At 72.3% G+C, this 20,843-nt stretch carries 18 protein-coding genes and 2 riboswitches; of the genes, 12 read left to right on the top strand and 6 right to left on the bottom strand.

Going from position 1 to position 20,843, the window contains the following annotated elements:
* Positions 1 to 56: 56 nt before the first annotated feature.
* The gene (locus ABZ656_RS45600; RefSeq protein ID WP_360276833.1) at positions 57 to 1,340 is read right to left on the bottom strand and encodes a glycosyltransferase family 4 protein; all 1,284 of its coding nucleotides are present in this window, start codon (positions 1,338 to 1,340) and stop codon (positions 57 to 59) included.
* A 250-nt stretch (positions 1,341 to 1,590) separates the two neighbouring features.
* Between ABZ656_RS45600 and ABZ656_RS45595 the strand changes: the two genes are divergently transcribed.
* Positions 1,591 to 2,235 carry a TetR family transcriptional regulator gene (locus ABZ656_RS45595; protein ID WP_360276830.1) on the top strand — a complete coding sequence of 215 codons (645 nt, stop codon included), beginning with the start codon at positions 1,591 to 1,593 and terminating at the stop codon, positions 2,233 to 2,235.
* Between the two features lie 29 nt (positions 2,236 to 2,264).
* A riboswitch (TPP riboswitch) is annotated at positions 2,265 to 2,440 on the bottom strand.
* Positions 2,441 to 2,555: 115 nt separating this feature from the next.
* Here the strand turns inward: ABZ656_RS45595 and ABZ656_RS45590 are convergent.
* Positions 2,556 to 2,789 carry a ferredoxin gene (locus tag ABZ656_RS45590; protein WP_054230941.1) on the bottom strand — a complete coding sequence of 78 codons (234 nt, stop codon included), beginning with the start codon at positions 2,787 to 2,789 and terminating at the stop codon, positions 2,556 to 2,558.
* 2 nt (positions 2,790 to 2,791) lie between these two features.
* Entirely contained in the window at positions 2,792 to 4,249 is a 1,458-nt protein-coding gene (locus tag ABZ656_RS45585) for an aldehyde dehydrogenase (RefSeq protein ID WP_360276827.1), read from the bottom strand.
* Between the two features lie 181 nt (positions 4,250 to 4,430).
* Here ABZ656_RS45585 and ABZ656_RS45580 point away from each other — a divergent pair, with 181 nt between their 5' ends.
* Both ABZ656_RS45580 and ABZ656_RS45575 read left to right on the top strand, forming a co-directional pair.
* Positions 4,431 to 5,468 carry an MBL fold metallo-hydrolase gene (locus ABZ656_RS45580; RefSeq protein WP_168490957.1) on the top strand — a complete coding sequence of 346 codons (1,038 nt, stop codon included), beginning with the start codon at positions 4,431 to 4,433 and terminating at the stop codon, positions 5,466 to 5,468.
* Positions 5,469 to 5,656: 188 nt separating this feature from the next.
* On the top strand, positions 5,657 to 6,127 hold the full coding sequence (locus ABZ656_RS45575) for a nuclear transport factor 2 family protein (protein WP_360276824.1): 471 nt from the start codon (positions 5,657 to 5,659) through the stop codon (positions 6,125 to 6,127).
* On the opposite strand, the gene ABZ656_RS45570 is transcribed toward ABZ656_RS45575, so the two are convergent.
* Entirely contained in the window at positions 6,106 to 8,199 is a 2,094-nt protein-coding gene (locus tag ABZ656_RS45570) for a hypothetical protein (protein ID WP_360276821.1), read from the bottom strand. The genes ABZ656_RS45575 and ABZ656_RS45570 overlap by 22 nt on opposite strands.
* Positions 8,200 to 8,358: 159 nt before the next feature.
* On the opposite strand from ABZ656_RS45570, the gene ABZ656_RS45565 reads away from it, so the two are divergent.
* Positions 8,359 to 9,468: a PP2C family protein-serine/threonine phosphatase gene (locus ABZ656_RS45565; protein ID WP_360276818.1), complete on the top strand. Its 1,110-nt coding sequence runs from the start codon at positions 8,359 to 8,361 to the stop codon at positions 9,466 to 9,468.
* A gap of 81 nt (positions 9,469 to 9,549) precedes the next feature.
* On the top strand, positions 9,550 to 10,740 hold the full coding sequence (locus ABZ656_RS45560) for a serine hydrolase domain-containing protein (RefSeq protein ID WP_101408175.1): 1,191 nt from the start codon (positions 9,550 to 9,552) through the stop codon (positions 10,738 to 10,740).
* Here ABZ656_RS45560 and ABZ656_RS45555 read toward each other — a convergent pair.
* Entirely contained in the window at positions 10,734 to 11,402 is a 669-nt protein-coding gene (locus ABZ656_RS45555; RefSeq protein WP_360276815.1) for a phosphotransferase, read from the bottom strand. The genes ABZ656_RS45560 and ABZ656_RS45555 overlap by 7 nt on opposite strands.
* 48 nt (positions 11,403 to 11,450) lie before the next feature.
* Positions 11,451 to 11,580, top strand: a riboswitch (cobalamin riboswitch).
* Between the two features lie 111 nt (positions 11,581 to 11,691).
* Here ABZ656_RS45555 and ABZ656_RS45550 point away from each other — a divergent pair.
* The 6 genes from ABZ656_RS45550 (at position 11,692) to ABZ656_RS45525 (ending at position 17,999) form a co-directional block, all read left to right on the top strand.
* Positions 11,692 to 12,930: a prenyltransferase/squalene oxidase repeat-containing protein gene (locus ABZ656_RS45550; RefSeq protein ID WP_360276812.1), complete on the top strand. Its 1,239-nt coding sequence runs from the start codon at positions 11,692 to 11,694 to the stop codon at positions 12,928 to 12,930.
* Positions 12,927 to 13,604 carry an SCO2322 family protein gene (locus ABZ656_RS45545; protein ID WP_360276809.1) on the top strand — a complete coding sequence of 226 codons (678 nt, stop codon included), beginning with the start codon at positions 12,927 to 12,929 and terminating at the stop codon, positions 13,602 to 13,604. The genes ABZ656_RS45550 and ABZ656_RS45545 overlap by 4 nt, the downstream gene beginning before the upstream one ends.
* Positions 13,605 to 13,619: 15 nt before the next feature.
* A complete protein-coding gene (locus ABZ656_RS45540) occupies positions 13,620 to 14,735 on the top strand; it encodes a CbiQ family ECF transporter T component (protein WP_360276806.1) in 1,116 nt (371 codons plus the stop codon).
* Positions 14,732 to 16,390 (top strand): ATP-binding cassette domain-containing protein, encoded by a 1,659-nt coding sequence (locus tag ABZ656_RS45535; RefSeq protein WP_360276803.1) that lies wholly within the window; start codon positions 14,732 to 14,734, stop codon positions 16,388 to 16,390. The genes ABZ656_RS45540 and ABZ656_RS45535 overlap by 4 nt, the downstream gene beginning before the upstream one ends.
* Complete coding sequence (locus tag ABZ656_RS45530; protein ID WP_101405424.1) at positions 16,387 to 17,208, top strand: ECF transporter S component; 822 nt, start codon at positions 16,387 to 16,389, stop codon at positions 17,206 to 17,208. Before ABZ656_RS45535 ends, ABZ656_RS45530 begins: the two co-directional genes overlap by 4 nt.
* 374 nt (positions 17,209 to 17,582) lie before the next feature.
* On the top strand, positions 17,583 to 17,999 hold the full coding sequence (locus tag ABZ656_RS45525) for a transglycosylase SLT domain-containing protein (RefSeq protein WP_101405423.1): 417 nt from the start codon (positions 17,583 to 17,585) through the stop codon (positions 17,997 to 17,999).
* A 169-nt stretch (positions 18,000 to 18,168) separates the two neighbouring features.
* Here the strand turns inward: ABZ656_RS45525 and ABZ656_RS45520 are convergent, their stop codons facing one another.
* Complete coding sequence (locus ABZ656_RS45520) at positions 18,169 to 19,905, bottom strand: PE-PGRS family protein (RefSeq protein ID WP_360276799.1); 1,737 nt, start codon at positions 19,903 to 19,905, stop codon at positions 18,169 to 18,171.
* 206 nt (positions 19,906 to 20,111) lie between these two features.
* On the opposite strand from ABZ656_RS45520, the gene ABZ656_RS45515 reads away from it, so the two are divergent.
* Complete coding sequence (locus tag ABZ656_RS45515; protein ID WP_360276796.1) at positions 20,112 to 20,819, top strand: YoaK family protein; 708 nt, start codon at positions 20,112 to 20,114, stop codon at positions 20,817 to 20,819.
* Positions 20,820 to 20,843 lie beyond the last annotated feature (24 nt).

The following is a 20,843-nucleotide window of genomic DNA, read 5'->3' as shown; positions in this document are numbered from 1 at the left end:
GGTGCCGCTCGACCGGATGGCCGCCATGTCGCCCTCGTACACGGCGAACCGCGCCGTCAACGCCGTACCGGTCCTGTGCGAGGCGTCCCCCGGAAGTCGAGTACCCGCGCGCGTCCGGCGGAGCCGAGCCGTACCCGCAGTTCCGGGTCGCCCAGCACCCGGCCCAGCGCGGCGGCCAGCGCCCCCGAGTCGCCGGGCGGAACCGCGAGGCAGGTCTCGCCGTCGGGTCCTGCGACCTCCGGGATCGCCCCGCCGGTGGTGGCCACCAGCGGCGTCCCCGTGGCCATCGCCTCGGCGGCGGGCAGGGAGAACCCCTCGTACAGGGACGGCACGCAGGCGACCTCGGCGGACCGCACGAGGTCGACGAGCTCCGCGTCCGAGATGCCCTTGACGAACTCGACGGCGCGCTCGAGGCCGTACCGCTCTATGGCCTGGGCGACCGGCCCGTCCTCGGCACGCTTGCCGACGACGACGAGGTGCGCGCCGGGGTGCTCGGTGCGCACCTTGGCGAGCGCCTCGACGAGGTGGATGAGCCCCTTGAGGGGCACGTCCGCGCTGGACGTGGTGACGATCCGGCCCGGTACCTGCGGCACGGACGGATCGGGCGAGAAGAGGTCGGTGTCCGCGCCGATGTGCACGACGTGGACACGGTCCCGGGCGACGCCCAGGTGGTCGACGATCTCCTGCTGCGAGCTGCCGGAGACGGTGAGCACGGACGGCAGACGGCGCGCGACCCGCTTCTGCATGCGAGTGAAGGCGTACCAGCGGCGTACGGACGCGCGGCGCCGGCGCCCCTCGGCGGCGTCGAGCTCCAACTGCCGGTCGACGGTGATGGGGTGGTGGATGGTGGTGACCAGCGGCGCGCCGACGTCACCCAGCAGCCCGTACCCGAGCGTCTGGTTGTCGTGCACGACGTCGAAGTCCCCGCGCCGGGCGCGCAGATGGCGGCGGGCGCGCAGGGAGAAGGTCAGGGGTTCGGGGAAGCCGCCGGTCCACATCGTGCCGACCTCGACCGCGTCGATCCAGTCGCGGAACTCCTCGCGCTTCGGGGTGCGAAAGGGGTCCGGCTGGCGGTACAGGTCGAGGCTGGGCAGTTCCGTGAGGGTGAGGTTGCGGCTGAGCCCGGGGAGGTTCTCGTCCAGCACGGGGTACGGCTGGGAGCCGATGACCTCGACCCGGTGGCCCAGGCGGGCCAGTTCGCGCGAGAGGTGCCGTACGTACACGCCCTGACCGCCGCAGAACGGGTTTCCCTTGTACGTGAGGAGCGCGATGCGCAACGGTCCGTCACCGTTGGTGGCCGCGCCCGCCCCGGGGCCCGCCTCCATGGCCTCAGCGGTCACTTACGGCCCCCTTCTCCCTGCACTTTCCCGCGAGATTACGCCGGGACGCTAATCTAGAACAAGTTTCAGACTTGATCGTTCGAGGAGCACTGAATCTACCGGCAGGTAGCGTCTCTGTGAGCAGTGGATCAGGTGATCCGCGCCACGACGGAAGCGTCGGGACGGATGACATGACGGATGTGTTCTGACCCACGGAAGTGTCTGCCATGCTGTCTCGTCGCTCCTCCAGCTGAACCACGGAACGGGACCCATGCCTGCGGAAGTCAAGGTGGAAGCCAAGTCCGCGCGACCCGCCGCGCAGCCGGCCTCTCCCCCGCTCACCGAGCGGCAGGAGGCACGCCGCCGCCGGATCCTGCACGCGAGCGCGCAGTTGGCCAGCCGGGGCGGCTTCGACGCGGTGCAGATGCGCGAGGTCGCGGAGTCCTCACAGGTCGCCCTCGGCACGCTGTACCGCTACTTCCCCTCGAAGGTCCATCTGCTGGTCGCCACCATGCAGGACCAGTTGGAGCACATGCACGGCACCCTCCGCAAGAAGCCGCCGGCCGGGGACACGGCGGCGGAGCGGGTGGCGGAGACGCTGATGCGGGCCTTCCGCGCCCTGCAGCGCGAGCCGCACCTCGCCGACGCCATGGTCCGCGCGCTGACCTTCGCGGACCGCAGTGTGAGCCCCGAGGTCGACCAGGTGTCCCGGCAGACCACGGTGATCATCCTGGACGCGATGGGGCTGGAGGACCCGAGCCCCGCGCAGCTCTCCGCGGTCCGGGTCATCGAGCACACCTGGCACTCCGCCCTGATCACCTGGCTCTCCGGCCGCGCCTCCATCGCCCAGGTCAAGATCGACATCGAGACGGTGTGCCGCCTGATCGACCTGACGGAGCCGGCCGAGAAGCCCTAGGCATGCTGCCGGTGCACGAAGGCACGCGAAAACCTACGAGACGGGTTCCCTTCGCCGGCATGGTCCGGATCAGGTGATGGAGGTCGCCTTCCGGTCCGACTACTACCTTCAGGCCTCTCAGCCCGACCGTCGACGTCGGCCTCGGCGGAAGTTGCTGCCTCTCGCCAAAGTCGGCTACTCCGGTTGAACTCCCTCACTCGCCTCGTAGGCCACTACCAGAATAGAACACCCACAGCCGGATGGAACCACCCAAAGAGGACTTTTTTTCGAGGCCGCGCCCGGCCTCAGTCCCGGCCTCCACCCCGGCCTCGATCCCGGTCTCAGTCCTCCGGTGGAAACACCGGCTCCCCGCTGCCCAACAGCGTGATCATGATGGCCTCCACCGGACAGCTCTCCGCCGCCTCGAGGATCTTCTCGTTGGCGTCGGTCTCCGCCTCGGCCGGATGCGACTGCATGGCGGTGTCGAGCCGGAAGGCCTCCGGGGCGCGGTGGACGCACTGGGCGGAGCCGATGCAGACGGAGCGGTCGACCTCGACCCCCCAGCGGTCGCCCATCCTCAGGCCTCCCACCCTGCCGGCAGGTGGATCATCTTGTGCTCCAGGAACTCGCCGTACCCCTCGGGCCCGAACTCCCGCCCCAGCCCCGAGTTCTTGTAGCCGCCGAAGGGGCCGAGCATGTCGAGGCTGAAGGTGTTCACGGAGTACGTGCCGGTACGAACCTGCCGCGCGACGTCGATGCCGTGCGCGACGTCCGCCGTCCAGACGCTGCCGCTCAGCCCGTAGTCGGAGTCATTGGCGATCTTCACGGCCTCGTCCTCGTCGCCGTAGGGGAGGAGGCAGATCACCGGCCCGAAGATCTCCTCCCGAGCGATCCGCATGGAGTTGTCGACGTCCCCGAACAGCGTCGGCTCGACGTACCAGCCCCGGTCGAGCCCGTGCGGACGGCCACCGCCCGTGAGGATCTTGGCGCCTTCCTCCTGGCCGATGCGGATGTAGTCGAGGTTGCGCTGCTGCTGACGCCTGGCGACCAGCGGGCCGACCTGGGTGGCCGGGTCCAGCGGGTCCCCGACGACCAGCGCGCCCGCCGCCGCGGCGAAGGCGTCCGCGAACTCGTCGTAGCGCGAGCGCGGCAGCAGGATCCGGGTCTGCGCGACGCACGCCTGCCCGTTGTTCATCCAGGCCGCCGAGACGATTCCGGGGACGGCGGTGGCGAGGTCCGCGTCCGGCAGGACCACCGCCGCCGACTTCCCGCCCAGCTCCAGCGTCACACGGGTGAGGTTGCGCGAGGCCACCTCCATCACGCGCCGGCCGGCCGCGACCGATCCGGTGAAGGAGACCTTGTCGATGCCGGGGTGTCCGACCAGGTACTCGCTGGCCTCGCGGTCGGCGGGCAGGATCGACAGGACACCCTCCGGCAGCCCGGCCTCCTTCGCGATCTCGCCCAGCAGATAGGCGTCCAGGGGCGATTCGGGCGACGGCTTCAGTACGACCGTGCAGCCGGTCAGCAGCGCGGGCGCGAGCTTGGCGGCCGCCACGAACTGCGGCACGTTCCACGGCACCACGGCCGCCACCACGCCCACCGGCTCGCGCCGGACGAGGATCCGGCCGAGGACGCCGTCGCGTGTCTCCTCGTACGTGAAGTTCCGCGCGACCGTGAGCGCCGCGTCCCACACCATCATCGCGCCGAGGGCCTGCGCGAGGACGCTCCAGGAGTACGGGGAGCCGTTCTCCGAGGAGATGACCCGGGCGATCTCCTCGTGCCGTACCGCGATCCCGTCCTTGATCCGGGTGACGACCTCGATCCGCTCGTCGAGGCTCATCCGGGGCCAGGGTCCTTCGTCGAACGCCCGGCGCGCGACGGCGACCGCCCGGTCCACGTCCTCGGTCGACGCGTGCGGGACGCGCCCGATGACCTCCTCGGTGTGCGGCGAGATCACCTCGATGACGTCCTTGCCCAGGGGGTCCGTCAACTCCCCGCCTATGAACAGCTGTCCGTGCTCCACGAGCTCGGTCATGACCGGCCGCCTCCCTGGTTTCTGACGCTTCATCAGATATGAGAACTGATACCAGCTCCGGTCGACGGAGTCCACGGGCCGGACCCATGACTCGCACACAGCCCACAGAACGGTTGGTTTGAGCACCCAATGGAATCGGTTCTAGTTATAGTGGCGAGAACACGGCGATTGGTGGGGATCCATGACGCAGGTGACCGATCACGGCGGGGGCGTACGGTCGATCAGGGTCCCCATCCCGGACAACCCGCTCGGAACGACGCTGGTCCACCTCGTCGACACCGATCTGGGACCCGTGCTGATCGACACCGGCTGGGACGACCCGGCCTCCTGGGACGCCCTCGCCGCCGGGCTCACCGCCTGCGGCGTCTCCGTCGCCGAGGTGCACGGCGTGGTCATCACCCACCACCACCCCGACCACCACGGTCTGTCGGGCAAGGTGCGGGAGGCGTCCGGGGCATGGATCGCGATGCACGCGCTGGACACCGCGATCGTGCGACGGACCCGGGAGAACCGGCCCGACCGCTGGTTCTCGTACATGGCGGACAAGCTGGCGTCCTCGGGCGCCCCCGAGGAACACGTGGCGCTGCTGCGCGAGGCCCGCACGGCCCGGCTCTCCACCGGCCTGCCCGCCTTCGCCCCCGCGCTCCCCGACCGTGAGATCGTCCCCGGCGAGCTCCTCGACCTGGCGGGCCGCCGCCTGCGCGCGATCTGGACCCCGGGCCACACGCCCGGCCACGTCTGCCTCCACCTGGAGGAGACCCACCCGGCCGCCCTCCCCGGCAACGGCCGCCTCTTCTCCGGCGACCACCTGCTCCCGCGGATCACCCCGCACATCGGCCTGTACGAGGATCCCGACGACGCCACCGTGGCCGATCCCCTCGGCGACTATCTGGACGCCCTGGAGCGCGTCGGCCGGCTGAACCCGGCCGAGGTGCTCCCGGCCCACCAGCACGCCTTCACCGACGCGCCCGGCCGCGTACGGGAGTTGCTCGCACACCATGAGGAGCGGCTCACCGGCCTGCTCGCCCTGCTGTCGACCCCGCTCACCTCCTGGCAGCTCGCCGAGCGCATGGAGTGGAACCGCCCGTGGGACCAGATCCCCTTCACCTCCCGCAACATCGCGGTGTCGGAGGCCGAGGCCCATGTGCGCCGCCTGGTGAAACTGGGCCGGGCGGAGGCGGTGGCGGGGAGTGATCCGGTGACGTACGTGGCTCTGTGACGCGTTCGCGTGGCGCTGTAGCGCGTTCGCGTGGCTCTGTAACGCGTTCGCGTGGCGCTGCAATGCGTTCGCGTGGCTCTGTACCGCGTTCGCGCGGCTCTGTGACGCGTTCGCGCGGCGCTGTACCGCGTTCGCGCGGCGCTGCAATGCGTTGGCGACGGCGGGACCGGAACTGATAGCAACAGCTCATGGACCCTCTCGAACAGCCCGCCCTCGAACGTCTTCTCGCCGAGCGCGCCTGCGAGCGTCTCGCCCTCGACTTCGTCCACCGTCTCGACCTCGGTGAACCCGCCTCCGTCGCCGAGCTGTTCACCGAGAACGGCGTCTGGCGGTGGCCGGAGGGCGACCGGCTCGTCGAAGGACGTGCCGCCCTGCGCGCATACTTCGGTGCGCGCCCCGCTGACCGGCTCTCGCGCCGCATGATGGCGAACGTCCTGGTCACCGTGGACTCACCGACCCAGGCGCGGGCCACCTCGTACTTCACCACCTACCGGGTCGACGGCCACACCGGCGGCATGGTCCCCGCCGGGCCTCCCGTGCAGATCGGTCACTACGAGGACACCTTCCGCAGGCTCGACGGGCAGTGGCTGCTCTCGGCCCGCACCCTCTTCCTGCCGTTCGGCGGCCCCACCCCCCGTCACCGGCCCTCCGCCGCGTAGTCGAGCCCCTCCTCGTACGGCATCCCGGACCCCTCCTCGTACGCCGCGCGGTAGGCGCTGTCGCCGATCTCTGCGCGGATGCGGAGTTCGTGGGAACGGCGGGTGGCGAGAAGGTCGGGCGAGTCCATCTGGGCGCGGCCGGTGAGTTCCCAGACGCGTTCACCGATGCCGAGGAGGCGGGCGGCGCGCAGGCCGTCGCCGGCCGCGACGACCGCGGCGGCCAGGACGTCCAGCGCCATGGCCGCGCCGACGGTGTTGTGCAGCAGGCCGTGCCCGGCGAGCGCGGTGCGGGCGTTGTCGACGGCGGCGCGGACCTCGCCGCGCGCCAGGTCCGTCTGGGCGACGATCCCGTCGGCGAAGGCGCCCGCCCACGACTCCCCGCACTCCACGCTGGCCTCGCGCACCTCCTCGGCCACCGTCCGCGCCCGGTCGTGGTCGCCGCGCAGCAGGTGCGAGAAGGACAGCGCCACCCGGACCTGGAGTTGGGCCGCCCCGAACCCGTCCTGCCTGATGGGCAGTCGGGGCGTGGCGGACAGTACGTCGATCGCTTCGCCCAGCCGGCCGCTCAGCGCCAGCTGGCCGCCGGTGAGGTACGCGGCGGCGACCACGGCCACCGGGTCGGCCTGGGTGTCCGCCGCGTCCGTGCAGCGCTCCGCCCAGTCCGCCGCGACGTCCAGGTCGCCCTGGAGCAGTGCCACCGCGCCGCGTGCCCACAGGGCGCGGGTGCGGTCGGGTCCGGGCGGCGGGTCGGCGGCGAGCGCGAGGTCCAGGCAGTGCTGGGCGTCGCGCAGAGAGCCGCAGTGCCGCCACAGGAAGCCGAGGTCGGCCGCCATCCCCAGGGCGATCCGGCGGTCGGGGTCGGTGAGCGCGCAGTCCATCGCGGCGCGCAGGTTGGCGTGTTCGGTGAGGGTGCGTTCGCACCAGGCGACCTGGCGTCCGGTGTTCCACTCGGTCCATCCCTGGCGGACCAGCCGCCGGAAATGGTCGCGGTGGCGCAGCCGTACGGCGTGCTCCTCGCCGAGGGCGCACAGCCAGTCGGCGCCGAACTCCCTGACGGTGTCGAGGAGTCGGAAGCGGGCGGGGTCGGTGCGGTGGCGCTGCACGATGGACTGCTCGACGAGCCGGGCGAGCAGTGCGGCGATCCGCCCGGCGGGCAGCGGGCCGCCCGCGCAGATCTCCTCGGCGGCGCCCACGCAGAAGCCGTCCGCGAACACCGAGAGCCGGGCCCACAACAGCCGCTCCAGCGGCGCGCACAGTTCGTGGCTCCAGCCGATCGCCGTGCGCAGTGTCTGGTGGCGTGGCGGTCCGGCGCCGTCGCGCGGGGCGCTGAGCAGGTCGAGCCGGGACGGCAGGCGTTCGCCGAGCCGGCCGTGGAGCTGGGCCAGGGACAGTTCGGACAGTCGGGCGGCGGCGAGTTCGAGGGCGAGCGGGATGCCGTCGAGGCGACGGCAGACGGCCTCCACGGTGGGGCGGTTGATGTCGTCGAGGGTGAACCCGGTGTTGGTGGCGCGGTCGGCGAACAGGGTGACGGCGTCGTCGGCGATCGGCAGCGGGTCCAGGGTCAGCACGAGTTCACCGGGCAGTCCGAGCGGTTCGCGGCTGGTGACGAGGACGCGCAGGCCGGGAAGGGCGGGCAGCAGGGTCTCGACGAGTGCGGCGCACTCCGCGAGGACGTGTTCGCAGGAGTCGAGCACCAGCAACAGCCGTTTGCCTTCGGCCCATTCGGCCACCACCTCGGTGACGGGGCCGGTGGACTGGTCGGCGAGCCGCAGCGCCTCCACGACGGCGAGGCCGACCAGGCCGGCGGTGTGCAGGGGGGAGAGTTCCACCAGCCAGACGCCGTCGTTGTAGGCCTTCTGGGCCCGGCCCAGTGCGCGCAGGGCGAGCCGGGTCTTGCCGACTCCGCCGACGCCGACGACGCTCAGGAGCCGGTATGTGCCCACCGAGGGGTCCAGCTCCGTCTCCAGCCAGTGGAGTTCCTCCCGCCGCCCGACGAAGCTGTGCGTCTCGGGCGGCAGATTGCCGGGGCCGCCGCCGGTCGGATGCGTCGGCTCGGTCGTTTTGTCGGACACAACAGCCATTCTGGACGGATCACGCCGGCTCCGGCGGCAGTCCGAGAACTCGGACAGAAGAGCGTCGGCACCACGACAGTTCCGGGCACCTTTCGACGAGATGCGATCAACTCCCTGTTGGTGAGGGTGCGGCGGTCGATGTTCGGAGATCGTCGGGTGATGGGCACGAAGGAGCAGGGGCAGCGAGATCGCCGAGAACACCAGGAAGACCGAGGACATCAAGAACGGCGGGAGCGGCGGGCGCTGCTCGCACCGCTCGTCACCTGTCTGCTGATCGCCGTGCCGGATCTGCTCTTCGAACAGGTACCGCCGCTCATCACCCTGCTGCTCATCGGCCCGCTGCTGGCCTGCGCCCGGCTCGGCGTCCGGCACACCGTGCTGGTGTGCTGCTGGTCGGCGGTCCTGGGCCTGGCCATGGGGATCGGCAACGAAACGGTGCCGAGCACCGGCTTCGGCATCCGCTGGGGCGGACTCCTCGTCGGCTGCGCGCTCACCGTGTACGCGGCCCGGCAGCGTGACCGCCTCCGCGACCGGCTGGCGCGGGCCCGCGAGGTGGCCCGGGTCACCCAGACGGCGATCCTGCGGCCCATCTCCCGTACCTTCGACGGGACCCGGGTCTGTACCCGGTACCACAGCGTCTCGCACGAATCGGACGTCGGCGGCGACCTGTACGACGTCGCGGTGACGCCGTACGGCCTGCGGGTTCTCGTCGGCGATGTACGCGGCCACGGCGTCGAGGGGCTCCGGCTGGCCGCCGACACCATCACGGCCTTCCGTGAACTCGCCTACACCGCAACGGACCTGACGACCCTCACCACCGGACTCGACGCCCTGCTCGCCCCCGAACTGGGTCCCGAGGACTTCGTCACCGCGGTGCTCGCCGAGTTCGCGCCCGGCGAGGTGCGGCTCGTCAACTGCGGCCATCCGCCGCCGCTGCGCTCCGGCCACCGCGTCGAACTCCTCGAACCCCTCGTCCCCACAACGCCGTTGGGGCTCGGTCCCGACCCGCACCAGTACCGCGTACGGCTCCAGCCCGGCGACCGGCTGCTCCTCTACACCGACGGCCTCACCGAGGCCCGTGACCCGGAGGGCGCCCCGTTCCCCCTCCTCGGCGAGGCGGCGCTCGCCCTGCGCGAGCCGCTGCCCGACGAGGCTCTGCGGTCCCTGCACGCCCGCCTGCTCGCCCACACCGGCACCGCCCTCGCCGACGATCTCGCCCTGGTGCTGTGCCAGCCCACGGAGGCGACGGTTCCGGCGCCCGTGCCGTGACCGATGATTCCGCGACGCGACGGGAGTCGTAGATACCGAAGCACCCCCCAGAAAGGCCAACCGATGCCGAAGCCGAAGCCGATGCCGAACCCGTTGCCGAAGCCGGACCCGAACCCGAGGTCGGCGAGCGGCCTGCACGACCTCCTGAAGGCGTACGTCGACGAGGGCAAGGTGCCGGGAGCCGTGGGCCTGGTGGCCCGCGGCGACACGGTCGAGGTCCGGGCCGTCGGCACCGTCGACGTCGAGGGCAGCGCCCCGATGGCCAGGGACTCGATCTTCCGTATCGCCTCGATCAGCAAGCCGATCACCGCGGCGGCGGTGATGATGCTGATCGAGGACGGGCAGATCGCGTCGGACGATCCGGTCGACACCTGGCTCCCGGAGCTGGCGAAGCCGATGGTCGTACGGACCCCGTCGAGTCCGGTCGAGGACGTGGTCCCGGCCGCCCGTCCCCTCACCGTCGCCGACCTGCTCTCCTCCCGGGCGGGCTGGGGCTTCCCGTCCGACTTCACGCTGCCGCAGGTCCAGGCGCTGTTCGAGGTCCAGAAGGACGGCCGCGAACCGCAGGGCTTCCCGGCGCCGGACGCGTGGCTGGCGGACCTGTCCCGGATCCCGCTGCTGTACCAGCCGGGCGAGGCCTGGCTGTACGGCACCTGCTCCGACCTCCAGGGCGTGCTGGTCTCCCGGGTCACGGGCCGTTCACTGCCGGAGTTCCTGGCCGAGCGGGTCTTCGAGCCGCTCGGCATGACCGACACGGCGTTCGAGGTACCGGCCGCCAAGCGCGACCGCTTCACCAGCTCCTACCGCACCGCGCCCGACGGCCAGGGTCTCGAACTGGCCGACTCGCCCGACGGTCAGTGGAGCCGCGTGCCGCCGTTCCCCTCCGGCGGGGGTGGACTCGTCTCGACCGCCGACGACTGGCTGGCCTTCGCCCGGCTGCTCCTCGCGGGCGGCACCGCGGCCGGGGGCCGCCGGCTCCTCTCCCGCGCCTCGGTACGGCAGATGACCACCAACCACCTCACCCGCCCGCAGCGCGAGATCGGCGCGCTCTTCATGGAAGGCCAGGGCTGGGGTTACGGCGCCCAGGTCGACATCGCGCCCACCGACCCCTGGAACGTCCCGGGCCGCTACGGCTGGACCGGCGGCACCGGCACCACCGGCCACCTCGTCCCCGCCACCGGCACCGTCACCCTGCTCCTCACCCAGGTGGCCATGGAGAACCCGACGCCGACCCCGCTGATGCGCGACTTCTGGCGCCGCACCGCTCAGTGAAGCAGCGTCCGGATCAACTCCTCGGCATCCCCGAGGAGTTGGACCTCATGTGCGCTCATGGTCGGATTGGCGGCCCGCCGCACCCGCGCCTGCGCAAGCCCTTCCCGCGTCACCCGGTCCGCGTTCCCGTCGAGCATCGCGACCAGCGTCTCGCGGGCCGGCTCCGCGTGGACCTCAGCGCCGACGGCGACCTGCGCGAGGATCACGGCGGACATGCCCCAGTCCAGACCGGGCGGCCCGTCCTCGGCGTTGGACCAGTCGATGACCTTCGGGCCGTCCGGGGTGAGCATCACGTTGTCCGGGTGCAGATCCAGGTGCAGTACGCGGACGCCCACGTCACCGGAACCCCGACCGGGCACGGCGTGCAACGCGCGCAGCAGTCCGGCAAGCACGCCACCACCCTCCCGCGCGCCGATCTCCCCCGCCTCGAACGCCGCCAGCATGGTCGGCCCCGAAAGCCGCTCCATCACCATCTCGGTCCGGCTCGCCGCCCGCACGGCCGGCGTCGGATATCCGTGCTCCCGCACGTACTCCATCACCGCCGCCTCGGCCGCCGCGTCCCCCCACCCGTCCCGATCCCGCCGCACCACCCAGCCCCGCTCCCCCTCCACCTCGAAGACATCCGCCGAACGCCCCGAACCGATCAGTCTCCCCGTCCGCATGGCTCCGAACCTATCCGCCGCCACAGCCGCTCCTCAGGCGATTCCTACGGGCCGGTACAGTAAGCAGGTCGTCATCACACCCGTACGCGGAGAAGCCGGTGCAATTCCGGCGCTGACCCGCAACCGTGAGCCACCCACAGGCGTGGCAAGCCGGATCGCCTCGTCCGGGACGTGACCGGCTCGTGCCACCGGCAGCCCGCCGGTGGCCGGCACCGTCGAGGGATACGGGGCCGGAGCCGCTCGGGGCCAAGCCTGCGCCCGGTGCTGCCCGGCTTCCGCAGGGAGAGTCATGCTTGTTCGCCGCAGCGCCGCGGTACTGGCCGCCACCGTAGTGATCGGTACGGCCCTGGCCCCGGCCGCCGTGGCCGAGGGCGCCTCGCCTTCGCCTGCCCCGGCGATACCCTCCGGCCTCTACGGCACCACCGACCCCACCTACGACGGTGTCTGGCGGCAGTCCCTCGCGCTGCTCGCCCAGCACACCGTCGGTGTGAAGCCCGCGGCGAAGGCCGTCGACTGGCTGGCCGGGCAGCAGTGCGCGAACGGGGCGTTCGCGGCGTACCGCGCCGACGCGTCGGCGAAGTGCGACGCCAAGACGATGGTCGACACCAACAGCACCTCGGCGGCCGTGCAGGCCCTCGCCGCGCTCGGCGGCCACGGCGGCGAGACGGACAAGGCCGTCGCATGGCTGAAGTCCGTACAGAACAAGGACGGCGGCTGGGGCTACACCGCGGGCGGCGCGAGCGACGCGAACTCCACGTCCGTGGTGATCGGGGCGCTGGCGGGGGTGGGCTTGAAGCCGAGCGATGTCTCCAAGGGCGGCAAGTCGCCGTACGACGCCCTCGCGAAGCTGTCGATCCCGTGCGGCGGGGCCGACGGGGGCGCGTTCGCCTACCAGCCGGACAAGAAGGGCAAGCTCGCGGCCAACGCGGACGCGACGGCGGCGGCCGTGGTCGGAGCCCTGGGCAGGGGCCTCGCCGGTGAACCCCTGAAGCCCGTGGCCGACCCCCTCTCCTGCGGGACCGCCGACAGCGCCGGGCAGGCGGCCCGGAACGGCGCCGCGTACCTCGTCAAGGCGCTCGCCAAGGACCAGCACCTCACGTCGACGATGCCCGGCGCCAAGGACCAGCCGGACTACGGCAACACGGCGGACGCGGTCGTCGCGCTCGCCACCGCCGGGCACGGCGACAAGGCGGCCGACGCGATGCGCTGGCTGGAGGCCCACTCCGCGCAGTGGGCCGAGCAGAGCGGACCCGCCGCGTACGCGCAACTCGTCCTCGCCGCCGACGCGGCGACGTTCGACCCGCGCGACTTCGGCGGCCGGGACCTCGTCAAGCAGCTCAACGCCACCGGCCCCGCGCCCGCGTCCCTCCCGGCCGAGCCCACGGCCTCCTCCTCCGCGTCCGCCGCGGAAGCCACGAAGAAGGACGACAGCGGCGTCAGCGTCTGGTGGATCATCGGCGTCGGTCTCGTCGGCGGCATCGGCATCGGTTTCCTGCTCAGCGCCCGGAACAAGAAGCAGCAGCCGTGAGCCGCCGTCGGACGTGCGCACTGGTCCTGTCCCTGCTCCTGCTCGCACTCGGCGGTGCGGGACAGGCCCAGGCCGTCGGCTACCGCTACTGGTCGTTCTGGGACCTGACCGACGGGAAGTGGACGTACGCGACGCAGGGCCCGTCGACCGCGCGGCCGTCCGACGGCGACGTGCAGGGCTTCCGTTTCGCGGTGAGCGCGGACTCGCAGGACGCCTCCAAACCGCGCGGCGACGCCGACTTCGCGTCCATCTGCGCGAAGACGCCCGCCCAGGCGGGCCACAAGCGGGTGGCCCTCGTCATCGACTCCGGCACGACCGAGGACGCCCCGGGCGGCGAGACGCCGCCCGCTCCGCGGACGGTCTGTGCCCGCGTCCCCGCCGACGCGACCACGGCCGAGGCGCTGGCGACGGTCGCCAAGCCCCTCCGGTACGACACCAACGCCCTCCTGTGCGCCATCGCGGGCTACCCCGGAACGGGCTGCGGCGACCAGGTCGCGACGTCGCACACCGCGCCTTCCGCCACCTCGAAAGCCAACGCCAAGGCCAACGCCAAAGCCGACGCCAAGTCCGAGCCGGACCGGCACGGCCCGTCGCTGGGCCTGCTCGCGGGAGTCGTCGCGGTCGCCGCGATCGGCGGGGCGGCGGTCTGGCAGACCCGCCGCCGCCGGCCCTGAGTACGGCGAGCGACGATGACACGCGCGCCGAAGGCACACCGTTCCAACGCCCTCCCCCCAGGAGCCTGGTGGATCTGGGCCCTGGGCCTGGGAACCGCCGCCTCCCGCACCACCAACCCCCTCCTGCTCGCCCTCCTCATAGCCGTGGCCGGCTATGTGGTGGCCGCCCGCCGGACCGACGCCCCCTGGGCCCGCTCCTACACCGCGTTCGTCAGACTCGGCATCGCCGTCCTCGGCATCCGGCTGGCGTTCGCCGTCTTCCTCGGCTCCCCCGTCCCCGGCACCCACCTCCTCATCACCCTCCCCGAACTCCCCCTCCCCCACTGGGCCCAGGGCATCCGTATCGGCGGCCGGGTCACCGCCGAGGGCCTGCTGTTCGCGCTGTACGACGGCCTGAAGCTGGCCACGCTCCTCATCTGCGTCGGCGCGGCGAACGCCCTCGCGAACCCGGCACGGCTGCTGAAGTCGCTCCCGGGCGCCCTGTACGAGGCGGGCGTCGCGGTGGTCGTCGCGCTGACGTTCGCGCCGAACCTGATCGCGGACGGCCGGCGACTGCGCGCCGCCCGCCGTCTGCGCGGCCGCCCCGACCGTGGGCTGCATGGCCTGCTGCACGTCGGACTCCCCGTCCTGGAGGGTGCGTTGGAGCGTTCGGTCGCCCTCGCAGCGGCGATGGACGCCCGCGGCTACGGCCGCACCGCCGAGGTACCGCCCGCCGTCCGCCGTACGACCACCGCCTTGACCCTGGGCGGTCTGCTCGGCGTCTGCGCGGGCACATACGGAGTGCTGACCGCCGAGGGTGGCACCTACGGCCTGCCCGTGCTGCTCGCCGGAGTGGCCGCGGCGCTCGGCGGGCTGTGGCTGGGCGGGCGCCGCTCCGTCCGCACGCGCTACCGCCCGGACGTGTGGGGCGTACGGGCCTGGCTGGTGGCGGGTTCCGGAGCCGCCGTCGCCGCCGGACTGATCGTCTCCGCCACGTACGACGCCGCGGCCCTGAGCCCTGGTGTCCTCCCGCTGACCGCTCCCGCCCTGCCCCTCTGGCCCGCGGCGGCGATCCTGCTCGGCCTGCTCCCCGCCTTCGTGGCCCCGACACCCCGCTCACGGGAACCCTCCACCCCCAAGGACCCCTCATGATCCGCTTCGAGGATGTCTCCGTGACGTACGACGGAGCTGTCGAACCCACCGTCCAGGGCGTGGACTTCGAGGTCCCGGAGGGTGAACTCGTCCTGCTCGTGGGGCCCTCCGGCGTCGGCAAGTCGACCGTGCTCGGCGCGGTGTCCGGTCTCGTGCCGCACTTCACGGGCGGCACCCTGCGCGGCCGGGTCACGGTCGCCGGACGGGACACCCGCACCCACAAGCCGCGCGAGCTCGCTGACGTGGTCGGCACGGTGGGCCAGGACCCGCTGTCCCACTTCGTGACGGACACGGTCGAGGACGAACTCGCCTACGGCATGGAGTCGTTGGGCCTCGCGCAGGCCGTGATGCGCCGCCGCGTCGAGGAGACCCTGGACCTCCTGGGCCTGGCGGACCTCCGCGACCGCCCGATCGCCACGCTCTCCGGCGGCCAGCAGCAGCGCGTCGCCATCGGCTCGGTCCTGACCCCCCACCCGCGGGTCCTGGTCCTCGACGAGCCCACCTCGGCCCTGGACCCGGCCGCCGCCGAGGAGGTCCTCGCCGTCCTGCAACGCCTCGTCCACGACCTAGGCACGACCGTCCTCATGGCCGAACACCGCCTCGAACGCGTCATCCAGTACGCCGACCAGGTCGCCCTGTTCCCGTCCCCGGGCGCCGCGCCGACGCTCGGCACCCCGTCGGAGATCATGGCCGTCTCCCCGGTGTACCCGCCGGTGGTGGACCTGGGCCGGCTGGCCGACTGGTCCCCGCTCCCCCTGACGGTGCGCGACGCACGGCGCAGGGCGGGGTCGCTGCGGGAGCGGCTCGCGGAACTCGTCCCGAAGCCGAGGACCCCGCAGCCGAGGACCCCGCAGCCGACAGTTCCGCGGGCGACAGTTCCGCAGCCGACAACTCCGCGGGCGACGGCCCCGGCCTCGATCGAAGCCCTCGCCGTCCGCCACGGCCGCGTCGAGGCGCTCCGGCGCGTCGACCTCACCACCGCCCCCGGCGAGATCATCGCGCTGATGGGACGCAACGGGGCCGGGAAGTCCACCCTCCTCGGCACGCTGGTCGGCCTGGTCCAACCGGCGGCCGGTTCGGTCCTGGTCGGGGGCGCGGTCCCGCACCGGACGGCACCACGGGACCTCGTACGCCGGGTGGGTCTCGTACCGCAGGAACCGCGCGACCTGCTGTACGCCGACACGGTCGCCGCCGAGTGCGCGGCGGCCGACGAGGACGCGGGGGCCGAGCCCGGCACCTGCCGGGCCCTGGTGTCCGAGCTGCTGCCGGACATCGGGGACGCCACCCACCCCCGTGACCTGTCGGAGGGGCAGCGGCTGGCGCTCGCGCTGGCCGTCGTCCTGACGGCCCGCCCCCCGCTCCTGCTCCTCGACGAACCGACCCGCGGCCTGGACTACGCGGCGAAGGCCCGCCTGGTCACGGTCCTGCGCGGCCTGGCCGCCGAGGGTCACGCGATCGTCCTGGCCACCCACGACGTGGAACTCGCCGCCGAGCTCGCGCACCGTGTCGTCGTCCTCGCGGACGGCGAGATCGTCGCCGACGGCCCCACGGCCGAGGTGGTCGTCGCCTCCCCGTCCTTCGCCCCCCAGGTCACGAAGGTGCTCGCGCCACAGCCGTGGCTCACGGTCACCCAGATCAGGGAGGCCCTCGCATGACGACACCGGAGGTCCGGGCCAGAGCCGTCCGCCTCGGCCCACGCTCCCTCGCCGCCCTCTGCCTCGTGAGCGCCGTCGGGGTCGCCGGGTTCGGCTGGCCGCTCTTCGCCGACCCCACCTCGCAGGTCGTCGCGCACGCGCAGGACGCGCCCTGGCTGTTCGCGGGGCTGCTGGTGATGCTCGTCGCCGTCGTCACGGCGACGATCTCCGAGTCCGGGCTCGGCCCGAAGGCGGTGGCCATGCTCGGAGTGTTGGCCGCGACCGGCGCCGCGCTGCGTCCGATCGGTGCCGGGACGGCCGGGATCGAGCCGATGTTCTTCCTGATGGTGCTGAGCGGCCGGGTGCTCGGACCGGGGTTCGGGTTCGTGCTCGGGTCCGTGACCATGTTCTCCTCCGCGCTGCTCACGGGCGGGGTGGGTCCGTGGCTGCCGTTCCAGATGCTGGCGATGGGCTGGTTCACGATGGGCGCGGGGCTGTTGCCGGGCCCCGACCGGATGCGCGGGCGCGGGGAACTCGCCCTGCTCGCGGCGTACGGGTTCTGCGCCGCGTTCGCGTACGGCACGGTCATGAACCTGGCCGGCTGGCCCTTCATGGGCGCACTGGCCTCGAACGTCGCCTTCGACCCGCACGCCGACGTGCCCGCCAACCTGGCCCGTTTCCTCGCCTACTGCCTGGCCACCTCCCTCGGCTGGGACCTGGGCCGGGCCGTCGTCACCGTCGCCCTGACCCTCACGCTCGGCGCGACCCTCCTCAAGGCGCTGCGCAGGGCGACGCGACGGGCCGCCTTTGAGACCCCGGTCACCTTCGAACCCCGGTGAGTGCGGCCCAGGTCACACCGTCCGGACGCGTGCCGTAAGCACCCGCGCACCTTCTGTCAGTCGCGGAGTGAAGCACCCCATAGGACCCACGTCACATACGAAGCGGGCTAGTAGCGCCAAAGGCGTGGCATGGACGCGTCGTCAACCCCTCCGACCTGGGGTTTGAGACCCAGGTCACACAAGGGACGTTTCCCTCGGATGCGACCACCACTAGTAAAAGGGGTCATTGCGGACGCCCCCTGAGCCTGTTTCTCTGGAGCAGTCGCCAGGCGCCACGAGCCCACCCGGGCCGCGGCGCCGATGTACGCCCCCACCACACGTCGTGTGGTCACGGCGCACCGCGACCGCCCTGTTTCCTAAGAGAGGTTCTCCGCGTGTCCGTCTCCTTCATCCGCAACATCGTCGCTTCCCCGAAGAAGGCCCTCACCACCGCCGCCGTGGCCGCCGCCGCCACCGGCATGGTCCTCGCCGCGAGCCCCGCTCAGGCCGCCACCGGCCAGGCCTCCTCCGCCCAGGCGATCGCGCACAAGATGATCCCGGACGCCGCGCAGTTCAGTGCCTTCAGCAAGATCGTCGAGCACGAGAGCGGCTGGAACCCCAGCGCCACGAACTCCGCCTCCGGCGCCTACGGCCTGGTCCAGGCCCTGCCCGGCGCGAAGATGTCGGCCGCCGGTTCCGACTGGAAGACGAACCCGGCCACCCAGATCAAGTGGGGGCTGGACTACATGAACTCCCGCTACGGCAGCCCGGCCGCCGCCTGGAACTTCTGGCAGGCCCACAACTGGTACTGAGCGGCCCACCGGTGACCACCGGAGCCACACGGCACCCGTATACGCGAAGGCGGCGGCCCCCCGATCCCCGGGGCCGCCGCCTTCGCCATGCCCACCGAACATCAAATCAATCGGCCCGCTCGGTCTACTCAGCTTGGTCGGTCTGCTCGGTCTGCTCAGCCTGCTCGGTCTACTCAGCCTGGTCGGTCTGCTCGGTCTGCTCGTAGAAGTGCTGCCGTCGGCCGACGAGCCGCTCGTACATCTTCCGCTGCGCGGCGACGTCGTCCTTGTTCTTCTCCAGCTCGTCGAGCCACTCCCGCTTGATCTGGTCCAGGAACGCGCGCCAGTCCCCGCTTCCCTGGGCCTTCCCCAGCTCCCGGAGCTCCACCAGGCGCTCGTTGCGCTTCAGCCCGCCGGTGCCGACCTTGTCCCCCTTGTGACCGTGCAGGACCGACTCGGGGTTGGCCGTGGCCTCGGTGGACCGGGCGTTGTGCACATAGCCGACCGGGCTCTCGGCGTGGGGCTTGATCGTCTCGATGCCGACCAGCAGGGAGCCGTCCTTGGCGGCGGTCGGCGGGGTGAGAATCAGCAGCATGTGGCCGTACGAGCCGTTCGGCAGGACCACGTCGCCGTTCCAGTCCTGCGACCCGAACCCGCCGCCGGAGATGTCCATGCCCATGAGCTGCGGACGCTCGGGCCCGACATGGGGCAGGGCCGGCGTCAGAAAGTTCGCGACGGACGCGCCGATGCCGCCCTTCTCCTGGAACTTGCCCGGCTCGCCCCCCTCCTTGTTCTTCTCGATGGCGGTGCGGTGCGTGGCGAAGTCGCGCTTGTCGACGAACCCCGCGCGTCGGCCCCGGTCCGTGACGCCCAGGAAGTCCGTCAACGACTGGGGCGACTCGCCCGCGCGCAGGGCGGGGATGCGGATGTTGACCCGGCCGCCGTGGGCGAGCGCCCGCACGACGTCGCCCTCGCGATAGTCGACGTGCGCGGCCACCTCCGCCCCCGGGTCGTAGGTCTTCAGTCCGTGCTGGAGCAGGAGCAGGACGGCGGTGAAGACGTCACGGGCCTTCGCGTCCTTCGCCGCGTGCTTCACCGTCTCGGCCTTGTCCGCGTCGGGGTGGAGGCGCTCGGACGGAAGTCCGGCCGGGTGCAGGGTGTCGACGGCGGTCTGCCGTATCTGCTCGTCCCGCTCGGCCCGCAGGGGCTGCTTCTCCTCGTCCGGGACCCCGGGAGCCTTGGTGGTCATGAAACGGCCGAGGGTGTAGTCCGGGGCGATCGGGGTGGGCGCGCCCGCCGGGCGCGTGCCCGGCGCGTTCTGCTGGAAGGCCAGGGTCGCGGCGAGGATGCGTTTGCCCGGAAGGTTCCTGAGCCAGTCCTTGTGGTCGCCCTTGATGTACTCCTCGGACTCCTCGAAGGTGCCGATACCCACCTTCGCGAGCCACTGGGGGTTCACCTGGGAGAGCGTCCTGATGTCCTCCAGGTCCTGGGCGCCGAACAGCTCGCCGCTGATCACCCGCCGCTCCAGGGTGCGCTTCAGGCGCGCGGGCCCCTCCGGCATCCAGTGCTCCGGCCACCACGTGCCCGGCGCCAGGGGGTTCACCTTCATCTTCGCCACGACGACATGGCCCTCGATCGACCGGCTCAGCCGCGTGATCACGGCCGCGCCCTGGTCCGCCCGGCCGGACTCCTCGGCGGCGGGAGGCGCGCTCGTGCTCGACTCCCCCACCCTCTGCACGGTCACGGACGCCGCCCGGTTGCCGGCCGTGCGCTGGATCGCCGTCATCTCGGCGGGCGTCCTGGGTGTGGCGTCCGAGACGGTCCTGGCCTGGTGGGGGCCCGGGGAGGCGGGGCGTGGCAGGGGCGCGGTACGTGCCGGTGATCCCGCCCGTGAGCGCCCGCCCTCGCCGTGCTGCCGCCTGTCCATACGTCTCCTCCACCCACCTCTTCATCTGCCGGGCCCCCGCCGTACGCCTGAGCGCCCGCTTCCGTTGCCCCCCGAGGCGTAAAGGGTCATGGTGACTCCGGGACACGCGCGCAGGGAAGGACACAAGGGGCAGCCCGCAGGACCCCACGGGCACGGCTGCCCCAGGGGCGCGGCGCGCCGGGCCCGTCCCGCTGACCGGAGGCCGTATGAGCACCGAGACGAAGAAGACGCACGACCCCGAGGCGCGCGGGGTGCGTCTGGTGGTGGTGCTGCTGTCGCTGACCGTGGTCAGCGGGCTGATCGACGCGGTGAGCTATCTCGGACTCGGGCACGTCTTCACGGCGAACATGACCGGCAACGTGGTGGTACTCGGCTTCGCCGCGGCCGGCGCCCCCGGCTTCTCGATCCCTCACACCTCGACCTCGCTGGCCTGCTTCCTGGTGGGCGCCGCGGTCGGGGGCCGGATCGCGGGGCGGTACGGCGGCGGCTCACGCAGGACCTGGGCGCGGGTCACACTCACCGCGGAGGCGGTGTTCGTGGGCATCTCCGCCGTGGTCGCCTTCGCCGCGCCGGGCGCGACCGCGACCGCCTACACCCTGATCGCCCTCACGGCCTTCGCCATGGGCCTGCGCAACGCGACGGTCCGCAAACTCGGGGTGCCGGACCTCACGACCACCGTCCTGACGATGACCCTGACCGGCCTCGCCTCCGAGTCCGCGGCCGGCGACGGCTCGGGCCACCGCTCCCCCCGCCGCACGGCGGCCGTCCTCGCCATGCTGGCGGGCGCGACGCTCGGCGCATGGCTGGTGATCCACCACGGCCTGGGCATCCCCCTGCTGCTCGCGGCACTGCTGGCGGGCCCCCAATTGGCCCCCTGCCGCACTGCCCGGCACGCCAGTGCGGCAGACTTGTGACTGATCACACTGTTTGGACCGTCC

It is taken from the genome of Streptomyces sp. NPDC007095 (assembly GCF_040634475.1).
Taxonomy (GTDB): domain Bacteria; phylum Actinomycetota; class Actinomycetes; order Streptomycetales; family Streptomycetaceae; genus Streptomyces.
This window is presented reverse-complemented; position numbering and strand designations above follow the sequence as displayed.

Coding starts and splice junctions, on each gene's coding strand:
- ABZ656_RS45595 (WP_360276830.1), top strand. CDS start 1,591: ATGCCTGCGGAAGTCAAGGTGGAAGCCAAGTCCGCGCGACCCGCCGCG.
- ABZ656_RS45590 (WP_054230941.1), bottom strand. CDS start 2,789: ATGGGCGACCGCTGGGGGGTCGAGGTCGACCGCTCCGTCTGCATCGGC.
- ABZ656_RS45585 (WP_360276827.1), bottom strand. CDS start 4,249: ATGACCGAGCTCGTGGAGCACGGACAGCTGTTCATAGGCGGGGAGTTG.
- ABZ656_RS45580 (WP_168490957.1), top strand. CDS start 4,431: ATGACGCAGGTGACCGATCACGGCGGGGGCGTACGGTCGATCAGGGTC.
- ABZ656_RS45575 (WP_360276824.1), top strand. CDS start 5,657: ATGGACCCTCTCGAACAGCCCGCCCTCGAACGTCTTCTCGCCGAGCGC.
- ABZ656_RS45565 (WP_360276818.1), top strand. CDS start 8,359: ATGGGCACGAAGGAGCAGGGGCAGCGAGATCGCCGAGAACACCAGGAA.
- ABZ656_RS45560 (WP_101408175.1), top strand. CDS start 9,550: ATGCCGAACCCGTTGCCGAAGCCGGACCCGAACCCGAGGTCGGCGAGC.
- ABZ656_RS45555 (WP_360276815.1), bottom strand. CDS start 11,402: ATGCGGACGGGGAGACTGATCGGTTCGGGGCGTTCGGCGGATGTCTTC.
- ABZ656_RS45550 (WP_360276812.1), top strand. CDS start 11,692: ATGCTTGTTCGCCGCAGCGCCGCGGTACTGGCCGCCACCGTAGTGATC.
- ABZ656_RS45540 (WP_360276806.1), top strand. CDS start 13,620: ATGACACGCGCGCCGAAGGCACACCGTTCCAACGCCCTCCCCCCAGGA.
- ABZ656_RS45535 (WP_360276803.1), top strand. CDS start 14,732: ATGATCCGCTTCGAGGATGTCTCCGTGACGTACGACGGAGCTGTCGAA.
- ABZ656_RS45530 (WP_101405424.1), top strand. CDS start 16,387: ATGACGACACCGGAGGTCCGGGCCAGAGCCGTCCGCCTCGGCCCACGC.
- ABZ656_RS45520 (WP_360276799.1), bottom strand. CDS start 19,905: ATGGACAGGCGGCAGCACGGCGAGGGCGGGCGCTCACGGGCGGGATCA.
- ABZ656_RS45515 (WP_360276796.1), top strand. CDS start 20,112: ATGAGCACCGAGACGAAGAAGACGCACGACCCCGAGGCGCGCGGGGTG.